The sequence below is a fragment of the Nesterenkonia sp. E16_10 genome, assembly GCF_017347085.1.
Taxonomy (GTDB): domain Bacteria; phylum Actinomycetota; class Actinomycetes; order Actinomycetales; family Micrococcaceae; genus Nesterenkonia.
The window spans coordinates 294152-319380 of sequence record NZ_JADPSA010000022.1 but is presented as its reverse complement, the minus strand read 5'-3'; the positions used below and the strand labels follow the sequence as shown (position 1 = coordinate 319380).

The 25229-nt window shown below is 67.2% G+C and carries 26 protein-coding genes; 13 read left to right on the top strand and 13 right to left on the bottom strand.

Features of this window, described 5'->3' with window-relative positions; genetic code table 11:
• Window positions 1–163: 163 nt before the first annotated feature.
• The 10 genes from I2487_RS15850 to I2487_RS07730 form a co-directional block, all read right to left on the bottom strand.
• Complete coding sequence (locus tag I2487_RS15850; RefSeq protein WP_518523707.1) at window positions 164–946, bottom strand: IS3 family transposase; 783 nt, start codon at window positions 944–946, stop codon at window positions 164–166.
• A gap of 307 nt (window positions 947–1253) precedes the next feature.
• Window positions 1254–1469, bottom strand: a complete 216-nt coding sequence (locus I2487_RS07770; protein WP_207171196.1) for a hypothetical protein — start codon at window positions 1467–1469, stop codon at window positions 1254–1256.
• Between the two features lie 149 nt (window positions 1470–1618).
• Window positions 1619–2161 (bottom strand): Na+/H+ antiporter subunit E, encoded by a 543-nt coding sequence (locus I2487_RS07765; protein WP_207171197.1) that lies wholly within the window; start codon window positions 2159–2161, stop codon window positions 1619–1621.
• Window positions 2158–3969, bottom strand: coding sequence for a complex I subunit 5 family protein (locus I2487_RS07760; protein WP_207171198.1), 1812 nt, complete (start codon window positions 3967–3969; stop codon window positions 2158–2160). Before I2487_RS07760 ends, I2487_RS07765 begins: the two co-directional genes overlap by 4 nt.
• Window positions 3969–5528: a complex I subunit 5 family protein gene (locus I2487_RS07755; protein ID WP_345941360.1), complete on the bottom strand. Its 1560-nt coding sequence runs from the start codon at window positions 5526–5528 to the stop codon at window positions 3969–3971. Before I2487_RS07755 ends, I2487_RS07760 begins: the two co-directional genes overlap by 1 nt.
• Entirely contained in the window at window positions 5522–7177 is a 1656-nt protein-coding gene (locus I2487_RS07750) for a complex I subunit 5 family protein (protein ID WP_207171199.1), read from the bottom strand. Before I2487_RS07750 ends, I2487_RS07755 begins: the two co-directional genes overlap by 7 nt.
• 8 nt (window positions 7178–7185) lie before the next feature.
• On the bottom strand, window positions 7186–7614 hold the full coding sequence (locus tag I2487_RS07745; RefSeq protein ID WP_255546026.1) for an NADH-quinone oxidoreductase subunit K: 429 nt from the start codon (window positions 7612–7614) through the stop codon (window positions 7186–7188).
• The gene (locus tag I2487_RS07740) at window positions 7611–8555 is read right to left on the bottom strand and encodes a hydrogenase subunit MbhD domain-containing protein (protein ID WP_207171200.1); all 945 of its coding nucleotides are present in this window, start codon (window positions 8553–8555) and stop codon (window positions 7611–7613) included. The genes I2487_RS07745 and I2487_RS07740 overlap by 4 nt, the downstream gene beginning before the upstream one ends.
• On the bottom strand, window positions 8552–8908 hold the full coding sequence (locus I2487_RS07735) for a monovalent cation/H(+) antiporter subunit G (protein WP_207171201.1): 357 nt from the start codon (window positions 8906–8908) through the stop codon (window positions 8552–8554). The genes I2487_RS07740 and I2487_RS07735 overlap by 4 nt, the downstream gene beginning before the upstream one ends.
• Window positions 8905–9195: a hypothetical protein gene (locus I2487_RS07730; RefSeq protein ID WP_207173026.1), complete on the bottom strand. Its 291-nt coding sequence runs from the start codon at window positions 9193–9195 to the stop codon at window positions 8905–8907. Before I2487_RS07730 ends, I2487_RS07735 begins: the two co-directional genes overlap by 4 nt.
• A gap of 250 nt (window positions 9196–9445) precedes the next feature.
• On the opposite strand from I2487_RS07730, the gene I2487_RS07725 reads away from it, so the two are divergent.
• The 4 genes from I2487_RS07725 (at window position 9446) to I2487_RS07710 (ending at window position 13614) form a co-directional block, all read left to right on the top strand.
• Window positions 9446–10375, top strand: coding sequence for a carbohydrate ABC transporter permease (locus I2487_RS07725; RefSeq protein WP_207171203.1), 930 nt, complete (start codon window positions 9446–9448; stop codon window positions 10373–10375).
• 107 nt (window positions 10376–10482) lie between these two features.
• The gene (locus I2487_RS07720; protein ID WP_207171507.1) at window positions 10483–11343 is read left to right on the top strand and encodes a carbohydrate ABC transporter permease; all 861 of its coding nucleotides are present in this window, start codon (window positions 10483–10485) and stop codon (window positions 11341–11343) included.
• Window positions 11344–11440: 97 nt separating this feature from the next.
• Window positions 11441–12760, top strand: a complete 1320-nt coding sequence (locus I2487_RS07715; RefSeq protein WP_207171204.1) for an ABC transporter substrate-binding protein — start codon at window positions 11441–11443, stop codon at window positions 12758–12760.
• Between the two features lie 98 nt (window positions 12761–12858).
• On the top strand, window positions 12859–13614 hold the full coding sequence (locus I2487_RS07710; protein ID WP_207171205.1) for a dienelactone hydrolase family protein: 756 nt from the start codon (window positions 12859–12861) through the stop codon (window positions 13612–13614).
• Window position 13615: 1 nt separating this feature from the next.
• Here the strand turns inward: I2487_RS07710 and I2487_RS07705 are convergent, their stop codons facing one another.
• Together I2487_RS07705 and I2487_RS07700 are read right to left on the bottom strand one after the other, a co-directional pair.
• The gene (locus I2487_RS07705) at window positions 13616–14380 is read right to left on the bottom strand and encodes a GntR family transcriptional regulator (protein ID WP_207171206.1); all 765 of its coding nucleotides are present in this window, start codon (window positions 14378–14380) and stop codon (window positions 13616–13618) included.
• Between the two features lie 8 nt (window positions 14381–14388).
• On the bottom strand, window positions 14389–15732 hold the full coding sequence (locus I2487_RS07700) for an aspartate aminotransferase family protein (RefSeq protein ID WP_207171207.1): 1344 nt from the start codon (window positions 15730–15732) through the stop codon (window positions 14389–14391).
• Between the two features lie 281 nt (window positions 15733–16013).
• Here I2487_RS07700 and I2487_RS07695 point away from each other — a divergent pair, with 281 nt between their 5' ends.
• Window positions 16014–17153, top strand: a complete 1140-nt coding sequence (locus I2487_RS07695; protein ID WP_207171208.1) for a phosphotransferase enzyme family protein — start codon at window positions 16014–16016, stop codon at window positions 17151–17153.
• A gap of 16 nt (window positions 17154–17169) precedes the next feature.
• Here I2487_RS07695 and I2487_RS07690 read toward each other — a convergent pair whose 3' ends face one another.
• Complete coding sequence (locus I2487_RS07690; RefSeq protein ID WP_207171209.1) at window positions 17170–17802, bottom strand: GntR family transcriptional regulator; 633 nt, start codon at window positions 17800–17802, stop codon at window positions 17170–17172.
• Between the two features lie 164 nt (window positions 17803–17966).
• On the opposite strand from I2487_RS07690, the gene I2487_RS07685 reads away from it, so the two are divergent.
• From I2487_RS07685 to I2487_RS07650, 8 genes are all read left to right on the top strand, one after another.
• Window positions 17967–18728: an HpcH/HpaI aldolase family protein gene (locus I2487_RS07685; protein WP_207171210.1), complete on the top strand. Its 762-nt coding sequence runs from the start codon at window positions 17967–17969 to the stop codon at window positions 18726–18728.
• A 5-nt stretch (window positions 18729–18733) separates the two neighbouring features.
• Window positions 18734–19531 carry a carbon-nitrogen hydrolase family protein gene (locus tag I2487_RS07680; RefSeq protein WP_207171211.1) on the top strand — a complete coding sequence of 266 codons (798 nt, stop codon included), beginning with the start codon at window positions 18734–18736 and terminating at the stop codon, window positions 19529–19531.
• Window positions 19532–19536: 5 nt separating this feature from the next.
• Window positions 19537–20649 (top strand): TRAP transporter substrate-binding protein DctP, encoded by a 1113-nt coding sequence (gene dctP, locus I2487_RS07675; protein WP_207171212.1) that lies wholly within the window; start codon window positions 19537–19539, stop codon window positions 20647–20649.
• An 8-nt stretch (window positions 20650–20657) separates the two neighbouring features.
• Window positions 20658–21176: a TRAP transporter small permease subunit gene (locus tag I2487_RS07670; protein ID WP_207171213.1), complete on the top strand. Its 519-nt coding sequence runs from the start codon at window positions 20658–20660 to the stop codon at window positions 21174–21176.
• Complete coding sequence (locus I2487_RS07665) at window positions 21173–22591, top strand: TRAP transporter large permease (protein ID WP_207171214.1); 1419 nt, start codon at window positions 21173–21175, stop codon at window positions 22589–22591. The genes I2487_RS07670 and I2487_RS07665 overlap by 4 nt, the downstream gene beginning before the upstream one ends.
• Window positions 22592–22714: 123 nt before the next feature.
• Complete coding sequence (locus I2487_RS07660) at window positions 22715–23296, top strand: dimethylamine monooxygenase subunit DmmA family protein (RefSeq protein ID WP_207173025.1); 582 nt, start codon at window positions 22715–22717, stop codon at window positions 23294–23296.
• Window positions 23293–24228 (top strand): PDR/VanB family oxidoreductase, encoded by a 936-nt coding sequence (locus I2487_RS07655; protein WP_207171216.1) that lies wholly within the window; start codon window positions 23293–23295, stop codon window positions 24226–24228. Before I2487_RS07660 ends, I2487_RS07655 begins: the two co-directional genes overlap by 4 nt.
• Window positions 24225–25226 carry a heme-dependent oxidative N-demethylase subunit alpha family protein gene (locus tag I2487_RS07650; protein ID WP_207171217.1) on the top strand — a complete coding sequence of 334 codons (1002 nt, stop codon included), beginning with the start codon at window positions 24225–24227 and terminating at the stop codon, window positions 25224–25226. The genes I2487_RS07655 and I2487_RS07650 overlap by 4 nt, the downstream gene beginning before the upstream one ends.
• Window positions 25227–25229 lie beyond the last annotated feature (3 nt).

Sequence of the window (25229 nt, the reverse complement as noted above, 5' to 3'; positions counted from 1 at the left end):
ACCGGAGGCGCCAGTCCGCCTCTCCGTGCAGACGTCGGTGGTTGAACCAGGCCACGTATTCAGCCGTCGCGATTTCCAGGGCCCTTTGTTGCGGACCAGTTCGGCATTGAACAGGGAGCTGACGCCTCTGCCAGAGCATCGTCGTAGGCATCCTCGGTCGAACCTACTCAGGACACCGCGCTGGTCTAGGCCAAACGCTGGGTGTAGCGCATGGCGACATATTGGATTCCCTTGTCGCTGTGATGGACCAGCCCGCTGGTCCATCGGTCCTCCTGGGCACGGGGCCACAGACCCATCTCCAGAGCGTCCAACCCAGGTCAGTGCGGCGAAGTCGAGAGCTGCCAGCCCACCACCCGGCGGGAGAACACTGCGATGATGAATGCGGCGAAGGCCCACCTGGAGAAGGTCCGACAGTAGGTGGTATCCGCAACCCGAGCTGATCAGGAGCAGCAGCGGGGAGGGACCTCGGCACCAGATCTGGACGGTACTCCGGGCCCATGCTTGGCACCGTCGTGTGAGAGGTGTCGGTCCGATTGCTCCCGCGTAGACTCGCGGCTCTCATGAGGCGGAGCACCGTGCATCGGGCCACCCGGTGGCCCTGTCGGTGCAGCTCGGCATGGACCTTGTTGATTCCGCAGACCCAATAGTTCTCCGTGTGGACCTGGGTGATGGCCTCGGTCAGCGCTGCGCCGCTGATCGATCGGACTGAGGGTGGGCGGGTCTTCGGCGCGTAATTGGTGCTCGGGGCGATCTTGATGCCGGGTCTGGTGAAGACCTGGCCGATCGGCTCGAATCCGAAGTCTCCCCGGTGGGCGTCGATGTAGGCCACTATCTGGTGTGTGCGTTCGAGCCCCGCCGCAAAAAGCTGACGCGGAGCGCAGAATTGAGTCGGCTCGGCGCAATTCCCGGACTTCTCGATCCAGCTCAGTCGCCCGCTCGGCTTCATCGGTGGTGGTCCCGGGCCAGTGACCCCCGTCGACTTCGGCCAGCCTGACCCAGTTCCGCGAAGTCCCAGGATTCAGTCCGAGCTGCTAGGCCACCCTCGCTACGGCTTTGGTTTCATGGAGGGGTCTCGGCGCGACTCGACGGCCATCCTGGTCACTCGTTCACGTAGTTCGTCGGGGTACTTCTTCGGCGCTGCCATGACTCTCATCTTTCCGTGGAATGAAGGCCGCCACCAGACCCGCCACGTGACAACCCAAGAATCTCGGGGAGTGTCCGCAAGCCCGCAACGCCTAGTAAGCCACAAGGATCTACTCCGCATCGATTAGGGTAACGTGTCTGGCGCCGCGGCCCCCGAGCGCTTTGGCGCGGAGCAGCGCCAGCACCAGGGCAGCGCCGATCTCCACTGAGGCAAGCACCCAGCGGATGGCTGCGGTGTAGTCCGGCGCCTGCGGGATGGCGGAGAGGACGATGCCGATGGGCGCGAGGAAGAGCAGCCCGCTGATGAGATTCCCGCGGCGTGCCATGCTCAGGCTTCCTCCACTGTCGCTGCCCTGATCCTTGATCCACTCGAGGCTGCCCGAGGTCCCGAGACGTCCAACAGCTGCAGATCAGAACGCCCTCGACGACTCTGAACCTGCGTCCTCTGTCCCGACGTTCTCTGCCACCGGACTCATCACACCCTGAACGCGGCACCGACCCGGCGCTGCAGCCGAGCCCACTGCTCCGCCGGGTCCAGCTGCACAGAGAGCGTGTGCAGCTGCACCGCGGCAGGTGGCCGCACCGGCCCCGCGGCGGTGTTGTCCGCCGGCTCACCCTCGGCGCTGACCACTTGCTGCACCATGGACCCGGGCATCAGATTCATCATCGCCAGCGCGAGCTGGCGGGCATGGCCGGGTTCCAGTTCGAACGGAGCCACCACCACCTCGGGGTCGATGTCCACCGGATTCGCGAGCACCCTGCGGGCCACGTCGAGGCCGCCGCGCACCGACTGGCCCAGAAACCAGCCCAGCAGCACGACCCAGGACCCCACCTGGCGTGGCCATCGCCGCGAGGAGGTCCGCGCGGCGGGCGGCAGCAGCGCAAGGCTCATCATCGTGGCCAGCGCCACCGAGGTCAGCCCGTAGATCAGGTAGTCCGCGCCGGCGCCGGAGAGCGCCCACCAGAGCAGTCCCAGCACCGTGGCGCGCAGCACCCCGGACAGAATCCAGCTGCTCATGAGTTCCCCCCGAGAAGAAGCATCGTGGCCAGGACGACCCCGGTCAGCAGCACCACAAGGACCAGGCCGGTGGACTCCCAGCCGCCCAGACGGGCCTCTGCCCAAGAGACTCCTCGGCGTCCCCGCTGCGCGGCGGCGGAGGAGAGATCGTTCCAACGTCCGGCGGCGGAGCCGGTGAATCCGTGCGCGGCATCCAGCGCCGCGCCTCCGCCCGATCCGACCCGGCGCAGCAGCGACTCCTCCGCCAACAACAGGTCACCGGGCGCCACCACGGGCGTCTCCTGGGTGGTCAGGCGCGTCGGAAGCAGTCCGCGGCGGGCCGCGACCCAGACCATCGCCGCGAGGATGATCCCGAGCAGGATCGGCCAGGTCGCATCCCACAGGGTGCCCGGATCCCAGCTGGGCACCGCGACGCCCTCGGCCTGCACCGGCTCGGTGATCCATCGGGCGCCGATCACCCAGGGCACCACGATCCCGGCGGCGCAGACCCCCAGCCAGGAGACGAGCTCGCCGTCGGCCCGCCGACGCGGGTCACGCTCGGTCGAGGAGATCACCGCGGCGAAGCGCAGCAGCAGCAGCGTGGAGCCGGTGGCCACCAGCGGCAGGAGCTGATCCAGTCCCACCCCGAGGACCTCGATCCCGCTCACGGCCTCTTTGGACACGTACTTGCCGAACGCCCCGGAGGTCAGCGGAGCTCCCGCCACCGCCAGGCCTGCGCCGAGCATCCCGAGCAGCACCAGGATCCCGGTCCGGCCCCGGGCGTAGTGCTTGACCACCGGGACGCCCAGGAACAGCGCCCCCTTGGCGAGGCCATGGTGGACCGCATAGATGACCGCCGCCGCCGAGGCCGCGCCGCGCAGCTCCGGAACCAGCAGCCCCACCGCGACCAGCGCGGTGATGAACCCCATCTGCGAGATGGTCGAGTAGGCCAGGATCACCTTGGGATCGTGCTGCACCACCCCGACCAGAACGGCGGCGAAGGCACCGATCAGCGCCAGGGTCAGCAGCACCGCTCCTGCGGTCTCCCCTTCGGGCAGGAAGCGCAGCCAGCCGACCAGTCCGGCCTTGACCATCGCCCCGGAGAGCACCGCCGAGGCTGCCGGCGGCGCGGCCGGATGGGCCAGCGGCAGCCAGACATGCAGCGGAACGGTCCCGGCCTTGACCCCGAACCCGAAGAACAACAGACCCTGGATCAGGCCGGTGTGCGCGGTGCCTGCCGCCTCCGCAGCATCGGTGAGCAGGAAGCCGCCGCCGGAGGCCACCAGGATCAGCGCGGCCAGGATCGCGGTCTCCGAGAGCACCGACATCACCAGGTAGACCCGGGTGGCGCGCCGAGCGGCCGGAGTCCGGTAATGGATCACCAGGCCGGCCGCGGAGAAGCTCATCAGCGCGAAGCCCAGATAGAAGCTCGCGGCGTCGGCGGCGAGATAGGTGCCGATGTTGCCGGTGAAGCTGAGCAGCAGGAAGGCCGAGAGCGCGCCCGAGCCACGCTCGGTGTCGCGCAGCTTGATCCAGCTGATCGCCAGCAGTGCGGCCCCGTAGAGCAGCGCGGCGATCAGCAACAGCGGTCTGGCATAGAGGTCCACGGCGAAGTGCGCGCCGAACAGCATCCACGGCACCTCCAGCGCTGCCGTGGCGGAGCCGGGATTCCCCAGCAGCGCCAGCAGCACCGCCGGAACCACGGCCACGGGGGCGAACAGGGTCAGCCGGCGTCGAACCGTGAACTTCCTGAGCGGACGCAGCAGCCCGGCCAGGCCGAGCGCGAACACGAGCGCCAGCGGGGTCAGCAGCGAGAGCGCGATCAGCATCAGCCCAGCACCCCCTCGGCGATGAACCGGGCCACCTGCAGCGGAGCGAAGGCCAGGGATGCGGCGATCCCGACGAGCAAGGTGAGCCCGGCGGTGATCAGCGCCGGGACCAACAGGCTCTTGGGCTCTCGCACCCGCAGCGGATCAGCGGCCTCGGAGCCGGCCTCGCCGCCGACCAGCGTCTCCGGGTCCACGTCCTGCGGGTCGGCGAACCACAGCGCATAGACCACGGGCAGGAAGTAGGCGGCGTTGAGCAGCGAGGATCCCATCAGCACCCACAGCACCCAGGGGTGTTCCGAGGCGAGCGCCCCGGTGCCCAGCTGCCATTTGGAGATGAACCCAGCAGTCGGCGGAAGCCCGATCATGCCGAAGGCGCCCACCGTGAACGCCGCCGAGGTCAGCGGCATCCGCCGGCCCGCCCCGCGGAGCTGGCTCACCGTATGGGCGCGGATCACCTCGGCGAAGAGTCCCGCGCAGAAGAACAGCGTCACCTTCATGATCCCCTGGTGCACCAGGTGCACGATGCCGCCGGTGGTGGCGAGCACATTGACCATCGCCACCCCGAGCACCACGTAGCTGACCTGGGAGATCGTGGAATAGGCGAGTCGCTTCTTGATCTCCTGCTGGCGCAGCGCCTGATACGAGCCGTAGAGGATGGTGAAGGCCGCGAGGATCAGCAGCGGCGTCAGCACCCCGAGCTGCGCGGCGGCCTCGACCCCGAAGACGTCGTGGAGCACCCGCACGATACCGAACACTCCAGCTTTGACCACCGCGACGGCGTGCAGCAGCGCCGAGACCGGGGCCGGGGCCACCATGGCCAGGGGCAGCCAGCCATGCAGCGGGAACAGCGCAGCCTTGACCCCGAGCCCGCCCACCAGCAGCGCGAAGATCAGCAGCGCGGGGACCGGGTTCGACGCGACCAGCTCCGTGACACCCTCGGCGCCGCCCTCGGCGAAGTCCACCGGACCCACGTACATGGTCAGCCAGACCACGCCGATGAGCACCGCGAGGCCGCCGCCCAGGGCATAGCGCAGGTAGATCCGGGCCGCCCGCAGCGACGCCGGGGTGCCCCAGTGTGCCACCAGCGGATAGGTCACCACGGTGAGCAGCTCGTAGAACACCAGAAACGTGATCAGGTTTCCGGAGAAGGAGATGCCCACGGTGGCGGTGACGCAGAGGCTGAAGAACCCGAAGAAGCGGCTCTTGTTCTCGGCTCCGCGCAGGTACCCCAGCGCGTAGATGGTGGTCAGCAGCCACAGCAGCGAGGAGAGCCCGGCGAAGAACAGGGCCAGCGGGTCCACTCGCAGCACCAGATCGATGCCAGGGAGGAAAGGGGCGGAGAACTCGGGTCGGGCGCCGTCGGCCACCACCGCCGGGACCAGGGCGATGATCAGCAGCACCTTGGCCACCGCGGCGGTGAGGTTGATTCCGGCGCGCAGCTTCACGCTGTTCTCGGGCAGCGGGAAGATCGCGACGGCGGCGGTCAGCGAGAGCAGCACCATCACCAGCGGGATCGCGGGGAGGAGCTCTCCGGGAATCTGTTCCAGCCAGGTCACCACGGGGCGCCCACCTCCAGGACTCCGGTGAGCCAGACGCCGAGGAAGCCGGTGAGCACGGTGAGCAGGCCCAGCACGAAGGGCGCCAGCTGTGCCTTCCCGGTCAGGGTCTTGTCCGAAGGGTCGGAGTGGGTCTTTGCCTGCGGCAGGCTCAGCGCGGTCTGGTCGTCCTCGCTCATCACCAGCAGCGGGGCCACGGCCTTGAGCAGGTAGGCGGCGCTGAACAGCGTCCCGACCACCAGCACCACCAGGATCCAATAGTGTCCAGCGGCGACGGCGGAGGTGGCCAGCAGCCACTTGCCGGAGAAGCCCAGCGAGAGCGGCAGCCCGATCAGGCCCACGGCGCTGAGCCCCATGCTCATCACCAGCATCGGGTGCGCTCGGCCGGCCCCGCGCAGCTCCGCGATCTCATCGGTGCCGTAGAGGTCCTTCAGATGCCCGGCGGAGAGGAACAGGCTGGCCTTGGCCAGCCCATGGCCCAGCGCGAGCGCCACGGTCCCGCTCAGCGCCCCCGCCAGCACGGCGCCGTCCTCCAAAGCGGTGCCGGGCTGGCCCTCCAGCGCGTTGGTCTCCGGGTCCAGCAGCAGCGGCAGCAGCAGGAACCAGTACCCGACCTGGGCCACGGTGGAATAGGCGATCAGCGGCTTGAGACGGCTCTGCCGCAGCGCCATCACCGAACCCAGCAGGATCGCGGCGGTGCCCATCCCGGCGAGCACCCAGGCCAGGATCTGAAGCTCCGGCAACGGACCGGCGACCCACAGCCAGGCGCGCAGCAGCACGAACAGCGCGGCCTTGATGACCAGCGCGGAGAGCAGCGGGGAGACCGCGCTGGGCGCCGAGGAGTGTGCCGGAATCAGCCATCGGTGCAGCGGCACCAGCGCCACCTTCAGCGCGAGCCCGAGACTGATCAGGCACAGCGCCAGCACGACGGCGGCGAGGTCGGCCTCGCCCTGCGCGGCGAGTTCGGAGATGGCCTTACCTGAGTCGATGATGTCCAGGGTGCCTGTCACCGAGTAGATCAGTGCGACCCCGATCAGGAACAGCAGCGAGCCCAGCACCGCGATGAAGAGGTAGCGCAGCGCCGCGGCCCAGGCCTCGCGGCCGCCCAGGGCCACCAGGGCCACGGCGGTGAGCCCCACGAGCTCCAGGCCGACATAGGTGTTGAACATGTCCCCGGAGACGAAGACCGCGTTGAGCCCTGACCAGCAGCCCAGCCACAGCGGCCAGAACCCGGCGTGGCCGGACTTCCAGGCGGCGGGAGACTCCTGGGGCAGGGCCCCCCGGTGATCTCCGCCGGTCGCCCCCGCGGGCTCCACGGCCTGAGCGGCCAGCCGCTTGCCGGTGGCGGCGGGACGCGCGGCGGCGTAGCAGCTGACCACGGCGCCGATGATCGCGGTCATCGCCAGGAACAGGGCCGAGAGCCCGTCGGCGCGCAGCGTGATCCCCAGCGGAGACTCGAAGCCGCCCAGGGCGAGCTCCAGCGTCTCCCCGGAGGTGACCCGGACCAGGATCGGGGTGCTCAGACCGAGCACCGCCGCCGAGGTGAGAACGCCCAGGACCCGGCGGGCCGCCGAGCCCAGCAGCACGCTCAGCGCGCTGGCCAGCAGCGGAATCAGCACCACGGCACCCAGGCAGAACAGGGTCAGGCTCATCGGGGCGTTCACTGCTCGGCCTCCGGGTCCTGCGCGGTGCCGCCGGACTCGGCGTCGTCGCGGCGCCCGCTGGCCTGGAAGCCTTCGATCCGGCGGATCAGCACCGCACCCAGCCCGGTGAAGGCCACCGTGATCACCAGCCCGGTGATCACCAGTGCCGAGAGCACCGGGTCGATCCCGGGCCCTGAGCCGGCGGCGTCGGCGGATTCCGCCGAGCGCGCGGCCAGGGCGAGGATGATCATCAGGGACCCGATCCCGGTCACGTTGAGCGCGATCAGCCGGGCGACCAGATCCCGGGTGAGCAGCATCCGCACCATCCCGATCACGGCCACCGCGGTGCCCAGGAGCAGATACCACTGCACCTGGGTCAGCTCGAGCCCGAGGAGGCCAGCCTCGACGGACGCACCCAGGGCCCCGGCGGAGGAATCGAGCATCATGCGCTGACCTCGCGCTGCATCGGATTCTCCAGGCACAGATAGATGGCGTAGAGCCCGGCCGCGATCCCCAGGGTCAGCAGGATCTCGATGCCCAGCAGCACCGGGAAGGAGAAGGGCGCGCTCAGATGTGCCAGGGCGGCGAGGATGAAGGTGAGGACGCCGGCCACCAGCGCCGGGCGCAGCCAGCGCAGCGTGAGCTTCTCCAGCGGCACATGGGCGCTGCGCAGCAGGATCAGGACCGCGCAGAGCACCGCCCCGGACTGGAATGCGCCGCCGGAGTCGGTGCTGCCGGCGAAGAGCAGCCACAGCCCGGCCAGGAACAAAACCGGGGCGAACACCCGGATCAACCAGTGCAGACTCGCCGGGATCATGGGCTGAGCACCCAGCGCGGCGGAGAGCCCGGCGCGAGGCCCGAGATCATCGCGTCCCAGGGCGAGCACCGCGACGGCGGTGAGCATCAGCACCGCAGATTCCAGCAAGGTGTCATAGAACCTGAAGACCAGCAGCACCCCGGTGATCTCATGTTCCACGCCCGTGCGCTCCATGGCGGCGGTCACTGCGGCATCCCAGGCGGGCAGCGAGGCTTCGGCGCGCAGCCAGACGGCCGCGGTGATCAGGATCAGGGTCACCGCGCTGAGCGTGCCCACCGCTGGTCGCAGCCACGGCCACCGCGGGGCGGAGCCGGCATCGGGGGAGGGCTGGGCGGGGGAGCGCACGGAGACCCAGACCAGGAGTGCGGCGAGGATTCCGCCGCCGATCCCGGCCTCCGCCAGTGCCACATCCACGCTGCCCAGCCGCAGCCACGCCAACGTGGTCAGCACGCCCAGGCCGAGCAGGCCCATGGACTGCGCCAACCGGGAAGGGGGAAGCACCGTGCACAGCACCGAGGCGAGCAGCCCCACGCCGAGCACCAGGTCGGCCGCCGGCACCCCGCCGGTCACGAGAGAGTCTCCGGAGTGTCTGAGGAGTCTCGGGTCGGTCGTGTCCCCGGGTCCTCCTGGCGCTCGGGGGAATGCTCGGCGGCGTCCAGTCCGCCCAGCACATGCGCCGAGATCGATGCCGCAGCCAGGGCCAACACCCAGGCCAGCGCCAACACCGCGGCACCGGTCCAGCTGCCCAACAGCAGCGCGACCCCGGCGAGCACCAGGCCCAGGCCCAGATTGTCGGCCTTGGTGAGGGCATGCAGTCGGCTTCGCAGATCGGGGAAGCGGATCAGCCCCAGAGTGCCCACGGTGAAGAAGAAGGCGCCAGCGAGGATCAGCGTCAGCCCCAGCAGCGCGGGCAGCTGGCTCATGCCGTCGCCTCCGCGCCGGCGGGCGGGATGCGCCGGGGCAGTCCGGCGCGCACCGCGGCCGCCACGGCAGCCGTACCGGTGAGCACCAGCGTCACATCCAGGTACCGGGAACCGTCCTCGGAGAGAGCGGCGAGCACCGCAGCCAGCGCGGCACCGGTGGTGCCGGTGAGCAGGACCACCAGCAGCCAGTTCCCCGCCAGGCCGCGGCGGGCGAACACGACCAGAGCCAGGACGTAGTTGGCGAGCAGCACTGCGAAGACGCCGAGCAGCACCACGTCGATCATCACCGCTCCTCATATCTCAGGAATGCGTCCGGGGTCGGGGCCGCGCCGACCAGCCGCGCAGACCATCCGCGCGGACCGCAACAATCAGGCCCAGCCACCAGCCTAGCGATCTGATTCCGGCGGCCAAGACATACACTGTGCCTCTGTGACCTGTCTCTCAATCGGGGCGGGTTCATGCGGAGTTCACGTGCTGTCATCCCTGACTTCAGTGGCGTGGCTAACATGAGGTCAGTAAAGACTGGAAGGAAGCTGGATGAGCTCTGCTGTGCAGACTGAGCAGGAACGGTCGCGGGTTCGCGCGCACCGACGACGGCAATCGAAGAACTGGTCCCTGTTTCTGCTCTTTGCAGGGCCGAACATCCTGCTGATCCTCGCGTTCATCTACTACCCGCTGTTCTCCAACATGTACTACTCCACCCTGGACTGGCGGCTGGGCTCATCCACCGCCACCCAGATCGGGCTGGAGAACTACGCCGCCTTCTTCACCTCCGACTCCGGGCTGGAGGTCTGGCGGGTCACGGCCATCTTCACCGCCGGCGCGGTGCTGGGATCCATGATCCTGGGGCTGTTGATCGCGCTGGTGCTGAACAAGAAGATCCCCGGCAAGACCGCGGCCCGCACCGCCGTGTTCTCCCCCTATGTGCTCTCCGGGGTCGGGGTGGCGATGGTCTGGAACTTCATCTTCGACCCGACCCGCGGCGGGCTCTCCCACATCCTGGGGTTCTTCGGGATCAGCTCCCCGGAGTGGTACCTCAACGAGGACTGGTCGCTGTTCATGGTGATCATCGTCTACGTCTGGAAGAACCTGGGCTACTGCGCGGTGGTCTTCCTCGCCGGGCTGCAGTCCATCCCGAAGGACCTGATCGAGGCCGCGACCATCGACCGGGCCGGTCCGATCCGCCGCTTCGTCTCGGTCACCCTGCCGCTGCTGACCCCCACGGTGTTCTTCCTGCTGGTCACCAACATCCTCTTCTCGATGACCAATGCCTTCGACATCCTGCGCACCATGACCCCGACCGGCCATGGCACCAACACCATCATCTTTGAGATCTACCTGCAGTCCTTCGGCGCCTATCAGCGAGCCGGCTACTCCGCGGCCATCGCCGTGGTGCTCTTCTTCACCCTGTTCTTCATCACCGCTGTCCAGCTGCGCTTCGTCGAGCGGAAGGTGCACTACTCATGAGCCTGACCCGATCGCGAACCCCCAAGGACGAGGCACAGCGCCGCGGCATCGCCCCGGAACAGAGGGACCCGAAGAAGCAGAAGCTGTCCAAGGCCGAGCGCAAGCAGATGCGTCGCGGCGGCTGGCTGGACGCCTTCAGCCGACAGAACCTCGCCGACACCATCCTCACCGGATACCTGCCGATCTTCGTGGCACTGATCGTGATCGTGCTGCCGCTGGCCTGGATGGTCTCCTCCAGCTTCAAGCCGCCGAGCGAGATCGTCACGCTGAACCCCACGCTGCTTCCGCAGGACCCCACCGTGGACAACTTCGGCAATGTGGTGGATCGAGTACCGCTGCTGACCATGTTCGGCAACAGCATCTACGTCACGGTGGTGGGCTCCAGCATCAAGGTCCTGCTGGCCGTGACCACCGCCTACGCGCTGGTCTTCATCAAGGTGCCCGGACGCAACTTCATCTTCCTGGGCATCCTGGTCGCCCTGATGGTCCCGCCCGAGGTCTCGATGTTGCCGAACTACCTCACCATCACCGGCCTCGGCGGCCGCGACACCCTCTGGGGGATCATCCTGCCCGGACTGGGCACCGCCTTCGGCACGTTCCTGCTGCGTCAGCACTTCATGGCCCTGCCCAAGGAGATGTTCGAGGCCGCCGAGCTCGACGGCGCGGGGCACTTCCGCAAGCTCTTCCAGATCGCGGCACCGGTCTCCATCCCGGCTATCGCCACCGTGGGGCTGGTCACCGTGGTCAACGAGTGGAACAGCTTCCTGTGGCCGCTGGTCATCACCGGCAGCGCCGAGAAGATGACCCTGCCGGTGGGCCTGAACCTGCTGCAGTCGGTGGAGACCCAGGCGGGCAGCTACGGGATCCTGATGGCCGGCGCGGTCATCGTGATCGCCCCGATGCTCATCATCTTCGCCGCGCTGCAGAAGTACATCGTCGCCGGACTGACACAGGGCTCCGTGAAATGACCCCAGCCCCGAAGCACCCCGTCGGCCCGTGGCGTGCCCCTCAGACCCCCCTTTATCGACTCCGCATCATTCACCGCACCACAAGGAGCATCCACTGATGAAAAAGATCAACAGCAGGACGACGACGGGCGTGGCAGCCCTCAGCATCGCGGTCTTGGCGCTGAGCGCCTGCGGCCCCGACACCTCAGGTGAGGAAGAAGAGGCCGGCGAGGGCGTGGACTGGGCCGAGGTGGAACCGGCCGAGGAGATCGTCTTCTGGTCCAACCACCCTGGCGGGTCGGTGGATCAGGAGGAGGAGCTGATCGCTGCCTTCGAGGAGGAGTCCGGGATCTCGGTCACCCTGGAGAACTCCGGGGCCACCTATGAGGAGACCTCCCAGGGGTTCCAGACCTCCCAGGGCACCGGCGCGACCCCCGACGTCGTCGTCCTCTCGGACGCGACCTGGTTCCCCAACTACCTCAATGACTCGCTGATGGCGGTCGATGAGGTGCTGGAGGCTGCAGAGGTCGACACCGGCGGCTATGTGGAGGCCCTCTATGAGGACTACAACTACGAGGACTCCCACTACGGCGTGCCGTATGCCCGGTCCACCCCGATCTTCTACTACAACGCCGATCACTATGAAGAGGCCGGCATCGACGCTCCCCCCGAGACCTGGGAAGAGGTCGGTGAGGTCTCCCAGCAGCTGATGGAGGCCGAGACCGCGAGCTCTGCGTTCTCCTTCCCGCCCCAGGAGGAGTACCCCGCCTGGTGGATGCAGAACCTGATCTGGGGCTACGGCGGATCCTGGTCTGACGAATGGGACTTCTCCCCGGTCGCCTCCGAGCAGACCGTGGAAGCCATCGAGTTCGCACAGGAGGCCACCGACGACTGGGCCTCGGTCTCCTCCGGAGACCCGGCCGATGACTTCGGCTCCGGGGCGACCAGCCAGATCGTGCAGTCCACCGGCTCGCTCGGCGGCATCCTGGACACCGCCGACTTCGAGGTCGGCGTGGCCTTCCTCCCGGGCGGTCCCGAGGCCGAGGGCGAGACCCCCACCGGCGGTGCAGGTCTGATGATCTCCGCCGACTCCGAGCCCGAGGAGCAGCTGGCCGCGGCCATGTTCATCGGCTTCATGACCAACACCGAGAACACTGCGATGTTCTCCGAGGCCACCGGGTACATGCCGGTCCAGCAGGACGCGGACATGTCCGCCGTCTACGAGGAGACCCCGCAGTTCCAGGTCGCCGTGGAGCAGCTGGAGCGGGCGCGCTCGCAGGACAACGCCCGGGTCTTCCTCCCCGGCGGTGACCTGGAACTCTCGCAGACACTGCAGGAGATCCTCACCAACGACGTGGACGTGGCCGAAGAGATGGAGTCCGTTCAGTCCTCCCTGGAGGAGCTCTACGAGCGTGATCTGGCGTCTGAACTGGAGTAGACACCCCGGCACGTGAAGACCAGAGCTGCCGCTCGGCCCATCGGGTCGGGCGGCAGCTTTGGTGTTGCTCGGAGCCGGACGTTGGTTAGAGTCAGACCATGAGTGAACAGACCCCGCACCAGAACACCACCTTCTCGCTCACCGGCACCGGCACCGACAACGGCACCGACTCCGGCGGCCGGACCGGGGGCCAGGCCGGCGATCAGACCGGTCACGGCTACCTGGCGCTGCCTGAGAGCGGCGCCGGGCCCGGGGTGATCGTGATCCAGGAATGGTGGGGACTCACCGACCACATCAAGGACGTCACCGACCGGCTGGCCGCCTCCGGCTTCGTCGCCCTGGCCCCGGACCTCTACGGCGGCTCGATCACCCACGACGGGGACGAGGCCGGCGAGATGATGTCGAAGCTTCCCGCCGAGGAGGGCGCCCGGCTGCTCGCCGGCGCCACCGATCACCTGCTGGGGCTGGATGCGGTCACCTCGGCCACGGTCGGGGCCATCGGCTTCTGCATGGGTGGCGGGTTCGTGCTGGCCATGGCCGCCCAGCAGGGCGAGAAGGTCTCCGCCGCCGTGCCGTTCTACGGAGTCGGTCAGGGTGTCCCGGAGAGCTACGCCGGGATCACCGCCGCCGTGCAGGGCCACTACGCCGAACACGACGCGAGCTACCCGGTGGAAGAGGCCCGCGAGCAGGAGGAGCAGATCCGCGCCGAGTCCGGCGCGGAAGTCAGCTACTTCTACTACGACGCCGGCCACGCCTTCCACAACGACACCAACGCCATCGGCACCTATGATCCGGACCGGGCGCAGCTCGCCTGGGGCCGCGCGGTGGAGTTCCTCGGGGAGAAGGTGGCCTGAGTCACTGCTGGGAGCGCTTCCAGTTGGTACCGACCTTCTGCATATGCAATCGGGTGCGATCCGCACGAAAGAAGTCGTGGGCGTACTCCACGGGGGCGTCTTGTTGGTCGTAGGTGATCCGATGGATCTCCAACAGCCCGGCCCCCTCGGGGATACCCAGCACTCCTGCCTGTTCCGTGGTCGCCGTCGTCGCCTCCACGGTCTCTTCGGCCCGGTCCACCACCAGCCCATGGTCCCGAGTCAACAATGCGTAGAGGGAGCTGGTGAGATCAGCGGCCAGCAGTCCGGGGAACCGGCGTGCCGGCAGCACCGAGGTGTCCAACGACCAGGTGGCCGCCCCGGCTCGGCGCACTCGCACGATGCGGAGGACCGGGGCCGTCCCGGGCAGCTGCAACGCACGCTGTTCTTCGGCGAAGGGCTGCGAGAGTTCGGCCCGGAGGACCTGAGTCTCGACGGTGAGCCCCTGGTGGCGGACCATGTCGGGGACTCCCTGAACCGTGTTCAGGTGACGTTGGATCTTGCCGTCGTCGGCGAAGACTCCTCCGGACTGGCCGATCGCCCGCCGGACCTGATGCTCGGCTTCAAGCCGGTCCAGCGCCCGGCGCAGCGCGCTGCGCGGCACCTGGAGCTGCTCCGCAAGGCCACGCTCGGTGCCCAGGCGCTCACCGGGACGGAAGCGACCGTCTCGCAGCAGCCTGAGCAGCTGGAGATAGACCACCTCTGTGGCTGCCGGAACCTCGGGGGATCGGCTCGGTTCGGCAGACAAGGGTGGACTCAGCTCAGAGCCTTGAGCGAGGCGTCCAGCGCCTCCGCGGCCCAGTCGATGTCGGTGTGGGTGAAGGGCAGCGGGGGGCGCAGCTTCAGTACATTGCCGTGCGGTCCGGCCACCGAGGTCAGGACGCCGCGCTGGCGCAGCTCCTCGAGCAGGTTCAGCGCGAGCTCGCGATCCGGTTCCTTGGACGAGCGGTCTTTGACCAGCTCGAAGCCGATGAAGAGTCCTGCACCCCGAACATCTCCTACTGAGTCGTGGGCGTCGCCGAGCTGGGTAAACCGTGTGAGAGCTGCAGCTCCGAGTTCCTTGGCGTGCTCCTGCAGTCCCTCGGCACGGATCACGTCCAACACGGCCTGGGCGGCCGCCATGGACACCGGATTGCCCCCGAAGGTGTTGAAGTAGGGCACGGTGTCGCTGAACGAGGCCAGGACATCGGCCTTGGCGAACAGGCCCGAGACCGGGATCCCATTGCCCATAGGCTTGCCGGTGGTGATGATGTCTGGTGTCACTCCATGCGCTGCGAAGCCCCAGAACTGGTCCCCGGTGCGAGCGAAGCCTGGCTGAACCTCGTCGGCGATGAACACCCCACCGGCGGAGTGCACCGCCTCGACGGCTTCCTTGAGGTAGCTGCCTGGAAGCACACCGTCGGAGGAGAATATCGAGTCTGCGATGAAGCCGGCGAACGTCACCCCCTTGGACTCCATATCGGCGATCGCGGCGCGAATCTTCTCCGCGAACCACACACCGATCTCCGCAACCCCGGTCCGGTACCTGTCCGGGGCCGGGAGCAGCCAGACGTGTTCACCGATGGGCTGCCCGCTGCCCAGGGCGGGAGAGACCGACGAGCTGAGCTCGGAGTTGCCGTGATACGCCTCGGTGGTAGCGATCAGTCCGGTGCCGCCGGTATGGGCCTTGGCGATTCGCAGCGCCAGGTCGTTGGCCTCTGAGCCGGTGCACATGTACATGGCTTTGAAGTCCCCGGGGGTCAGGTACTGAGGCAGCGTGGCCAGGAGGTCATCGGTGTAGTCGAGGATCCGCTCGTGCAGGTACCGGGTATGGGTGTTCAGTTGCAGCATCTGGGAGTGGACGGCTTCGGCCACCGCAGGATGGGCGTGCCCGATCGAGGCGACGTTGTTGTACATGTCCAGGTACTTCTGCCCCTCAGCGTCCCAGAGATACTGGGCCTCGCCGCGGACCAGGTGGACCGGCTTGCGGTAGAAGAGTCGGTAGGAACCACCCAGGACGTCATTCCGCCGTTCGGTTAGTCGACGGGTCTGTGGATCCAGGTCCGCGGCATGCTCAGCGCGAAAGCTGTTGTTGTCCATGATGGTGGAACGCAGGGCCATGAGAGTCCTTCAAGTTGAGACCGATACGGAAGGCACCCAGCCCTCCGATTCGTCGTGGTGTCTCCATCGTCTCAGTCCGTCCCGGTGCCGACCCCGCCGGCAGGTTTCGGCGGTGTTACAGACCCCCGGCGTTGGTGAATGGTTCGTTACGTGCAGCGGGCTGCATGAAGAGCCTGTTAAACCTCTCCCGAAATCCTGTTCCTGCCGTGCTTCTTCAGGTGACGGCGTGGCACAGTGAGGCAGGCACCCAGCCCTCCTCGCCCGCATTCGAGGAGAATCTCTTGCAGAAGAACACCACCATCACATCCCCCGCCGCGCCCCAGGCTCCCACCGCACCGCCGGAGCCCGTCGTGAACCAGGCAGTCGCCGTCGAGCCGTTCACCGTCTTCGCCACGCTGAGCCGAGGTGAGCCAGCCCCGCAGTGGCTGAGCCGTGAGGTCACCAGTGCCTGGGGACTCGACCCAAGCCGGACTCAGCTCGCCCTGATTGCCGTCTCTGAGAATGCGACCTTCCGGGTCGATGTCGACGCCCGCCCACATGCTGTGCTCCGGGTCCATCGCCCCGGATACGTGGATCCCGCCCAGATTCGGTCCGAGCTGCAGTGGGTGAGGGCCCTGGGTGCAGACGTAGACATCAGCGTCCCTGAGGTGGTCCCACGGGTCGACGGCGCGCTGCTGCACACCTTCAGCCGGGACTCAGTCGATGGCGCCCCGGCGGGGGAGGCCCCGTGGCATATGGTGGCGTTCGCCTTCGTCCAGGGCGCGGTGCTCGAGGACATCATAGATGTCCTGCCCGATCCGTCCTCCTACTATCGACGCATAGGCCGAGCCACCGCGGAGTTCCACGGCCACGCGGAGAACTGGCAGCCACCCTCGGGATTCGACCGCTTCCAGTGGAGGGTCCAGGACATGATCGGGCGCTCCAGCCGATGGGGTGATTGGCGAGCCGCACCGATGCAGGCCCAGCAACATCAGGCCCTGCACGCTGCAGAGGCGGCAGCTGTGAGGGAGGTGCAGCTCAGTGCGCCCAGGCGCCGGGGGTGGGGTCTGATTCACGCGGACCTGAGGCCTTCGAACATCATGATGCACCACGATCGGCTCACCGTGATCGACTTCGACGACTGTGGCTACGGCTGGTTCCTCTACGACTTCGCCGCTGCGCTGTCCTTCATCGAACACGAGCCCTACGCCAGACGGATCGCGCATGAATGGATCATCGGATACCGAAGCGTCCGCGAGCTCACCGCCGATGATGTCCGCTTCGCCTGCGCGCTGAGCATGCTTCGTCGGCTGACGATGCTGGGCTGGACCACCACGCATCGCCGTGACGCCCTGCCTCCCGAGATCTGGGATGCACAGCTGCCGGGGGCCGTGGAAGTTGCGCAGCGTTACCTGGAGTCCCCCACCTGGCTGCTGGACTGACCCGAGACCGTTCAGGTCAGCCCGTGAAGGCTTCGATGATCTCTGGGATCTCCCGCAGGTGCCGGCGGAGCACCTCGACGGCTCGGTCAGCGTCGTGGTCCTGCAATGCTGCGAGCAGCTCGCGGTGCTCCTTCTCGATCAGCTCCAGGCGCTCGGTGGCCTCAACAAGGGTGCGCACGGCCAGCCGGGTGTGCCGCGGGCCCAGGGATTCATACATCTCTGCGAGCACCGAGTTGCCTTGGTGGCGAACCAGGTTCAGGTGCAGGATCTGGTCCATCTGGGCGAAGCTGCGCCACTGCTCCTGACGCCCGGCCTCCTCCATGTCGTCGAGCAGCTGGGCCATACCCGGAGGCGGGCCTTTATGGCGTCGACAGATCTTCGTGATCGCGTCGGACTCGACGACGAATCGAGCCTGGTAGATCTCTCGCAGTTCACGCGAGGTCATCACCCGCACCTGGGCGCCCCGGCGGGGCACGAGGTCGACGTACTTTTCGGCCTGGAGTCGATGTAGGGCCTCTCGCACCGGAGTTCTTGAGGTGCCAACCTCGCGGGCGAGCGTCACCTCATCGAGGAACTGCCCCTCGGCGACGTCGCCGGACAGGATCGCAGAGGCGATCCAGGAATAGGCCCGGTCCCGGGCACTGGGCAAGGTTTTTGAGGAACCTGTGTCGTTTCTCTTGTGTGATGGCACACACTCAGTCTAACGTAGTTCCACATGTTGCACTCTCTTTGTATACAAGCAACACACAAGAAACATGCACGTGGTGTATTAGAGCTTCAGGCCCACGAGAACCCCACTGCGGAAGGAACCGGATGAATCGACACACACAGGAGGCTGGACTTCACGGGGTCTGGCTCTCCGAACCATCAGCCTCCACGGTGGAGGTGGCCGCGCTAGCCGGATACGACACGGTCGTGCTCGACGTCGAGCACGGCTCATTTGATCTTGCGGCACTCAACTGGCTGCTCCCCTTCATCCGAGCCAAGGGCATGGAGGTGATCGTCAAGGTCCTGGGCCCTCAGCGTGAGGCCGTTCAGCAGGCTCTTGATCTTGGTGCCAATGCCGTGGCCATTCCGCACGTGGAGTCCGTGGCACATGCCGAGCAGGTCTGCGGCTACGCCAAGTTCCCACCACTGGGTGATCGCTCCTTCGCCGGCGGCAGAGTCTCGAACTACCGCGGCTTCGATGACGCCTGGGTCGCTGAGCAGGACGCCGGCACCCGGTGCTATCCCATGATCGAAGACGCCTCAGCCTTCGCGGACATCGAGCAGATCCTGGCGCTGGACTCGGTGGATGGGATCTTCATCGGACCCTCGGACCTTTCGCTGAGGCGCGACCGCGGTGCCTACACCGCCGGCGAGGGCGACTTGGCCGATATCGCCCACCTGGCCGATGCCGCGAATGCGGCGGGCAAGCCGTGGATCCTCCCCGCCTGGAGCCCGGTAGAACAGAAGCTGGCAGCAGAGAAGAACGCGCATCTGATCATCGCCACCATGCAGTACGGTGCCCTGCTGGCGGGGCTCTCCGGCGCCAGCGCGGCGCTGCAGGAGATCCAGGCCGAGGCCGGAAAGTGAGCGCCATGTTGAAGACAGCCATCGCCCAGTTCACACCTGGTGCGGACAAAGACGCGAACCTCGCTTCCATGGAGGTGATGATTCGCCGAGCCGCCGACCAGGGCGCTGAGCTGATCGTCCTTCCGGAGTACGCGGTCTTCACCGTTCCCACGATGGACGACCGCTTCGTCGACAGCGCGGAATCACTGGACGGACCGGCAGTCACGCAGCTCCGGGAGATCTCTCGACAGCTGAGTGTCACTCTGGTCGCAGGGATCAATGAGACCGCCCAGGACGGACGGATCTACAACACCCTGGTGGGCATCCAGGAGGGCGAGATCGCCGCGGTCTATCGCAAGACCCACCTCTACGACGCCTTCGGCTATAAGGAGTCGGACCGGGTGCTCGCCGGTGCGCTGGAGGCTCCTCAGCTGATGTCTGTGGGTGGATTCACGGTGGGAATGCAGACCTGTTACGACCTGCGCTTCCCGGAGGTGACCAGGACTCTGGTGGACGCCGGGGCAGACGTCGTAGCGCTGCCCGCAGAGTGGGTCCCCGGCCCGCTCAAGGAGTTCCATTGGAACACCTTGATCCGGGCTCGTGCGATCGAGAACACCATCTACGTGTTGGCTGCGGGTCAGGCCGCGCCCACCGGTGCTGGAAACAGCGCCATCCTCGACCCGATGGGCAACACGCTCGCAGGCGTCGGGGAATCCGAAGACCTTGCGCTGGCGGAGCTCTCACACCAGCGCCTGGAAGCTGTCCGTCTGTCCAATCCCGCACTGTCCCTGCGCCGCTATCGCGTCGCACCGATGAATGGATGAGTCACATGAAAATCACACGTAAAGGCACACGTCTCAGCTCCAGCGTCCTGTGGCGCAGCGCCGCGGTCGGCGCGGTCGGCATCCTGGGGCTCTCCGCCTGCGGCGGAGGCGACGGGGGTGGGGAGGCCTCGACGGAGGAGACCTTCACGCTGACCTACACGACCTACTCCAACGACACCTCCGATCAGTCGCTCACGGTGCAGCGGTGGGCCGAAGAGGTCGAGGAGCTCACCGAGGGTGGTGTCACGGTCGACTTCCACTATTCCGAGAGCCTCGTGGGGGCGGAAGAGTCCCTGCAGGCCACGATCGACGGTCGCGCGGACATGGCTCAGGTCGGTTCGCTCTACGCCGCATCGGATCTGCCGATGTACACCGTCTCCGAGCTGCCCTTCGAGACCGATAATCCCGAAGCCCAGATGGTCGCTCTGGATCAGCTCTACCAGCAGAACGAGGCCTACCGCGGGGACTTCGAGCAACAGGGCGTGCAGCAGCTCTTCCCGCTGCCGATCGGCATCGCCGTGGTGGGACTCAACGAGGTGGCGGAGACCCCCGATGACCTTTCGGGTCTGAGCATCCGCTCTGGTGGGGTGGTCTCCGAAGCCATGATCAGCGTGGGGGCCAATCCGGTGAGCATGACCGCTCCCGACGTGTATGAGTCCATGGAGCGAGGCGTCATCGACGGCTACACCTCTCTGGGCATCGCGAATCTCTCGACCTTTGGGCTTTCGGAGAGCACCCCACATGTCTTGGAGCCGGGGATCGGCTCGTACGCCTCCTCGGTCGTGGTGGTCAATGCCGAGCTGGTCGAATCCATGCCTGAGGCCTATCAGGAGGCACTGCGGACCGCGAGCGAGAACGCAGTGGGCTACGGGTTGGATGAACTCGACACTCTGGGCAACCAGGCCTGTGAGGAGCTGCAGAACTCCGGCACCGAGTTCTCCAGCTTCACCGAGGAAGACGTGACGGCGTGGCAGGAAGAAGCCGGAATCGCCGAAGCCTGGGTCTCCGATCAGGGCGGGGATGCAGAATCCGTGCTCGAGGACTACCGCCAGTTCATCGACGAGACCGCGGAGAGCTCCGACTACTCGGACCCGCTGGTCGCCTGCATGGGCGAGTGACGTAGTCGATGAGCGCCTCACTGCCACGCCCCGCTCGTTGGGTGGCCTCTGCCTTCAGCGTCATCGCCGGTCTCTGCCTGCTGGCTCTCGTGCTGCTGACAGTCGCTGACGTCGTCAGCCGCAACGTCCAGGGTCGGTCCATCCTGGGCACAGTGGAGATCTCCACGGTGCTGTTGGTGGCCGTCGCCTTCCTGGGGCTCGGCGCTGCCGAGATCACAGGCAAGCACGTGTCAGTGAGCCTCATCGAAGCGCGACTACCGCGCATGGGTCGGCTGATGTTTTCGGTGCTGCGCATTCTGCTGCTGGCGGCCGTCGGCTCCCTGCTGATCCTCGGGCTGACCGAGGTGTACCTCGGCGCGGTGCAGCGAGGGGAGACCACCAATGGTGTTCTCGGCCTTGCCACCGCGCCGTGGAAGCTGATCCTGGTGATCTCGTTCCTCGTGTTCTTCGTCCTCGCACTCTGGAGAGAAGTTCACCAGTTCCTCGCGCTGCGCGGATCCCGTTCCGAGAGTGGAGTCACGGCATGACAACCGAAACGATCGTGGCACTGATCGTCGTCCTGATCGCCTTCCTCGGCATGCTGGCGATCCGCCTCCACGTGGGGCTTTCGCTGATGATTGCCGGCGCGCTGGGCATCGTGATGCTGCTCAGCACCGATGGGGCACTCAGCACGGTGGCGAATCAGCCATACTCCACCTCGGCCAGCTACACGTTGACCGTGATTCCGCTGTTCATCCTGATGGGAGTCTTTGCGGTCAATGCAAGGCTCGCCGAGGCTGGGTTTGACGCGGCCTCCCGGACGCTGGTGAAAGTCCCCGGCGGACCTGCCCTGGCATCATTGACTGGGTCTGGATTCTTCGCAGCCGTGACTGGGTCGAGCGTCGCCACCGTGGCGACGATGGCGCGGGTCTCCACAGACGCGATCCTCAAGGCCGGGTACGGGATCCGTCTTGCCGCAGGTGTGGTGTGCGCCGGCGGCACCCTGGGCGTGTTGATTCCACCGTCGATCATTCTGGTGCTCTACGCGGTGGTCACTGGCGTCAGCATCGGACCGATGCTCCTTGCCGGCATCGGGCCGGGTCTGTTGACGATTCTGGCCTACGCGGTCACCATCGTGCTGCTCGTGCTCATCGGTCGTCGCAAACAGGTCCGGACCAAGGAGACCGTCTCAGCCTCTTCGGCTCCGGTCCAGGATCTTGACGACGACCCTGTCCCGGTCACGAACCCGGGTGCCATGGGGGGAGCCCCGGCTTCCCCGGCAGCACGTCAGGACAAGCCGCGGTTCGACGTCGTGGGGTTGCTGTTCCTCGCGGTCATCTTCCTGGTCTCGATCGGCACCATCTACATGGGTGTCGCCACGCCCACCGAAGCGGCCTCCTTCGGGGCCATGGCGGCTCTGCTGATCCTGCTGATCCGGACGCGGCCACCGATGTGGCTGAGTGTGATCCGGCAATCACTCACCGAAGCAGTGGGGCTGACCGCGATGACCTTCCTGCTGATGGTCGGGGCAGGTGTTTTCACCTACTTCTTGGCCTTCTCCGGAGTCAGCAGAGCATTGGTGGACACGGTGGTGGACGCGGACATGTCGCCCTACGTGGTCCTGATCTGCTGCTTGCTGCTCCTGATCCCGCTCGGCATGTTCCTGGACGGGGTGTCGATGATCCTCATCGCGGCCCCGTTGCTGCACCCCATCCTCAGCGCCTACGGCTTCGAGGAGATCTGGATCGGCATCCTGGTGGTCAAGGTGGCAGAGATGGCCCTGATCACTCCGCCGGTGGGCATGAACGCCTTCGTGTATTCCGGGTCGGTGCCCGAGGCGGGACTGGGCAGGATCTTCCGCGGCATCGCCCCGTTCATCATCGCTGATGTGGTGGTGGTCGCGGTGCTGATCATGATCCCGGAAATCGTGACGTTCTTGCCGGAGTATTCGGCCGCCGAGTAATGGGCGCCGGGTCGCCGTTCTCGTCCCTCACCAGCTTTCGAGGCACTCTACGCCTCCGTATAGCCGCGGGGGCAAGGTATCGTGTCGGCTACGGCAAAGACTCTCTCTCACCTGGGAGGACCGATGGCGCCGGTGCTAGACCCGACGAGCGTTCCCGCCTGGGCGCGTGTGCCCGGCGCGCAGCCGGTGGATCCGGCCGCCGCCTCCTGCACGATCCTCAGCTATGGGGTGAGGTCGCTCGCCGCAGGGTGGAGCAGCGAGCTGACCGACCTGGGCATCGGACACCGCATCCTCGTGCTGGCCCCCGGAGACCAGGCCCGAGAGCAGCGCCTGCTCACCGAGGAGCTTCAGCGCGCCGTCGTTGGCTGGCGGCTGATGCTCGTGGGGCCGCTGGCCGACGTCCTGCGGGCCCGTGCGCGGGCGCTGGAGGCCGGGCTGCTCGCCGCGGAGATCATCGTGAGCACCACCGAGGTGGAGCGGATCCCCGTGGTCTGCGTTCATTGCCGGGCCCTGACACTCGCGACGACGCTGGCGGCGACGCTGGCGGCGACGCTGGCCGCCAGGCCGAGGACGCAGCTGCTCACCTGTGACGGCTGCTCGGCGACCCTGGCCGTCCAGGACCATCTCTCGCCGCTCGCAGGCGGCTTCCTGGGCGTCAGACATGACGCGGAGCAGCCGGTCGACGCTCGCGCAGGTCTGGCATGAGCAACTTTGTTCTGGAGGTCACCGAGGTGGTCGAGGCCGCCCCGCGGGTCCGCACGCTGACGCTGGCGCGCCCCGATCGCGGATGGCTGCCCTCCTTCACGCCGGGAAGTCACCTGGTCCTGGAATGTGGGCCCTCGATCAACGCTTATTCGCTGCAGGGGGACTCCCAGATGCCCGAGGCCTACCGGATCTCGGTGCTGCGCACCGGGACCGAGGCCGGCGGCTCGAGCTGGCTCCATGAGCGGCGCCCGGGGGACACGGTCCTGGCCCGAGGGCCGCGTTCGCTGTTCCCGCCGATGCACAAGGCCAGCAAGCATCTGCTGATCGCCGCGGGCATCGGTGTCACCCCGATCCTCTCGCACCTGCGCGCAGCAGTCCGCTGGGGCCAACCGGTGGAGGTGCGCTACCTGCACCGGCCCGGTCACGCGGTTCACCTCCGGGAGCTGGGCGACCTTGCCGGGGATGCGCTGCGCAGCTTCACCGACCGGGGCGCATTCCGCGCCGAGCTCCAGTCCAGCCTGCAGCGCCAGCCCATCGGCACCCAGCTGTATTGCTGCGGGCCAGAGGGCTTCATGGACGCGGTCCGCGACGCGGCCGCCCAACGCGGCTGGCCGCTGGAACGGGTGCACACCGAACGCTTCAACACCGAGGCGCTGGACCCGGGAGTCTCCTTCGACGTGGCGCTCAGCGTCTCGCAGCAGACGATCACGGTGCCGCCCGGTCAGAGCCTCCTGGAGGCGCTCGAGGACCAGGGGATCGCGGTGCCCAACCTCTGCCGGCAGGGTTTCTGCGGGGAATGCCGCATCCAGGTCACCGCCGGGGTCCCGCTGCACCGCGACCACTACCTGCAGGCGCAGGAACGGGCCGCGAATGATTCACTCATGTGCTGCGTCTCGCGAGCCGTGTCCGACCGGCTCGAGGTCCCGCTGTGAGCACGCAACCGAATCTCAGCGACTACGTCCGCGCCTTCCCCTTCCCCTTCGCCCAGGACACCTACCGGTACTCCATCAACCTGGGGCCCGCGGGTCAGCCCATACACACCCCAGCGGGCCAGTGGGGAGACAGTGTGGTGCACATCGATGGCCGATACTCCGAGGAACTTGCGCAGCGGCGGGACATCCTGCGCCGGGACCCCTCACGGAGGCAGGTGCTGGCGCATATGCGACCCGCCGCCTGGGACGCCATGCTGACCCTGATGCAGGAGCTCAGCCTCGCCTCTCCGGAGACCATGAGCCTGCACCGTGAAGCCGCGGGGAGGTTCCGCTGGATCAACCGCCGAGCCGGGATCGATCAGCGCTTCACCTACGGGGATCCCCACACGCTGCCGCAGGAGCCGCTGGCGTTCATCGGTGACCAGGTCCAGGAGGACATCGTCTTGTTGGATCAGCGAGAGGGCCAGCTCTTCGTGGATGCGGGACTGGTCTGCTTCGCCTCGAACTGGTCCTTCGGCTTCAACCTGGGCATGAGCTTCCTCCAGGTCCACGGGCCGGTGCCACGGATCCACGACACCGGCATCGCCGTCCGCGCCGAGAAGTTCGCCATGCGTCTGCAGCCGGGGGAGCCGTATCGCCGGACCAACTGGTCGCTGAGCGTCGGTGGGCGGCTGGATCAGTCCACCGAGACCTACCCCGAGTGGGGACCCGCCCGCGGCCGGATCCTCGACCTCGAGGATGCCGCCTTCAGTGCCGAGGTGCACCTGCGGGTGGAGGTCCAACACCTGGTGCGGCTGGCTGAATCCGGCTGCGTCATGTTCCTGATCCGCACCTACCAGCTGCCCCTTGAGGTCATCGCACAGGTGGAGCCCTGGCGGGACAGGCTGACGGCGGTGCTCGCCGAGCTGCCCGAGGACATGGCCGACTATAAGGGCTTCCTCGGCTACCGGGACCGCGCGGTGGACTGGCTGAGCAGCCGAGCACCCGCTGCTCCGTAGACT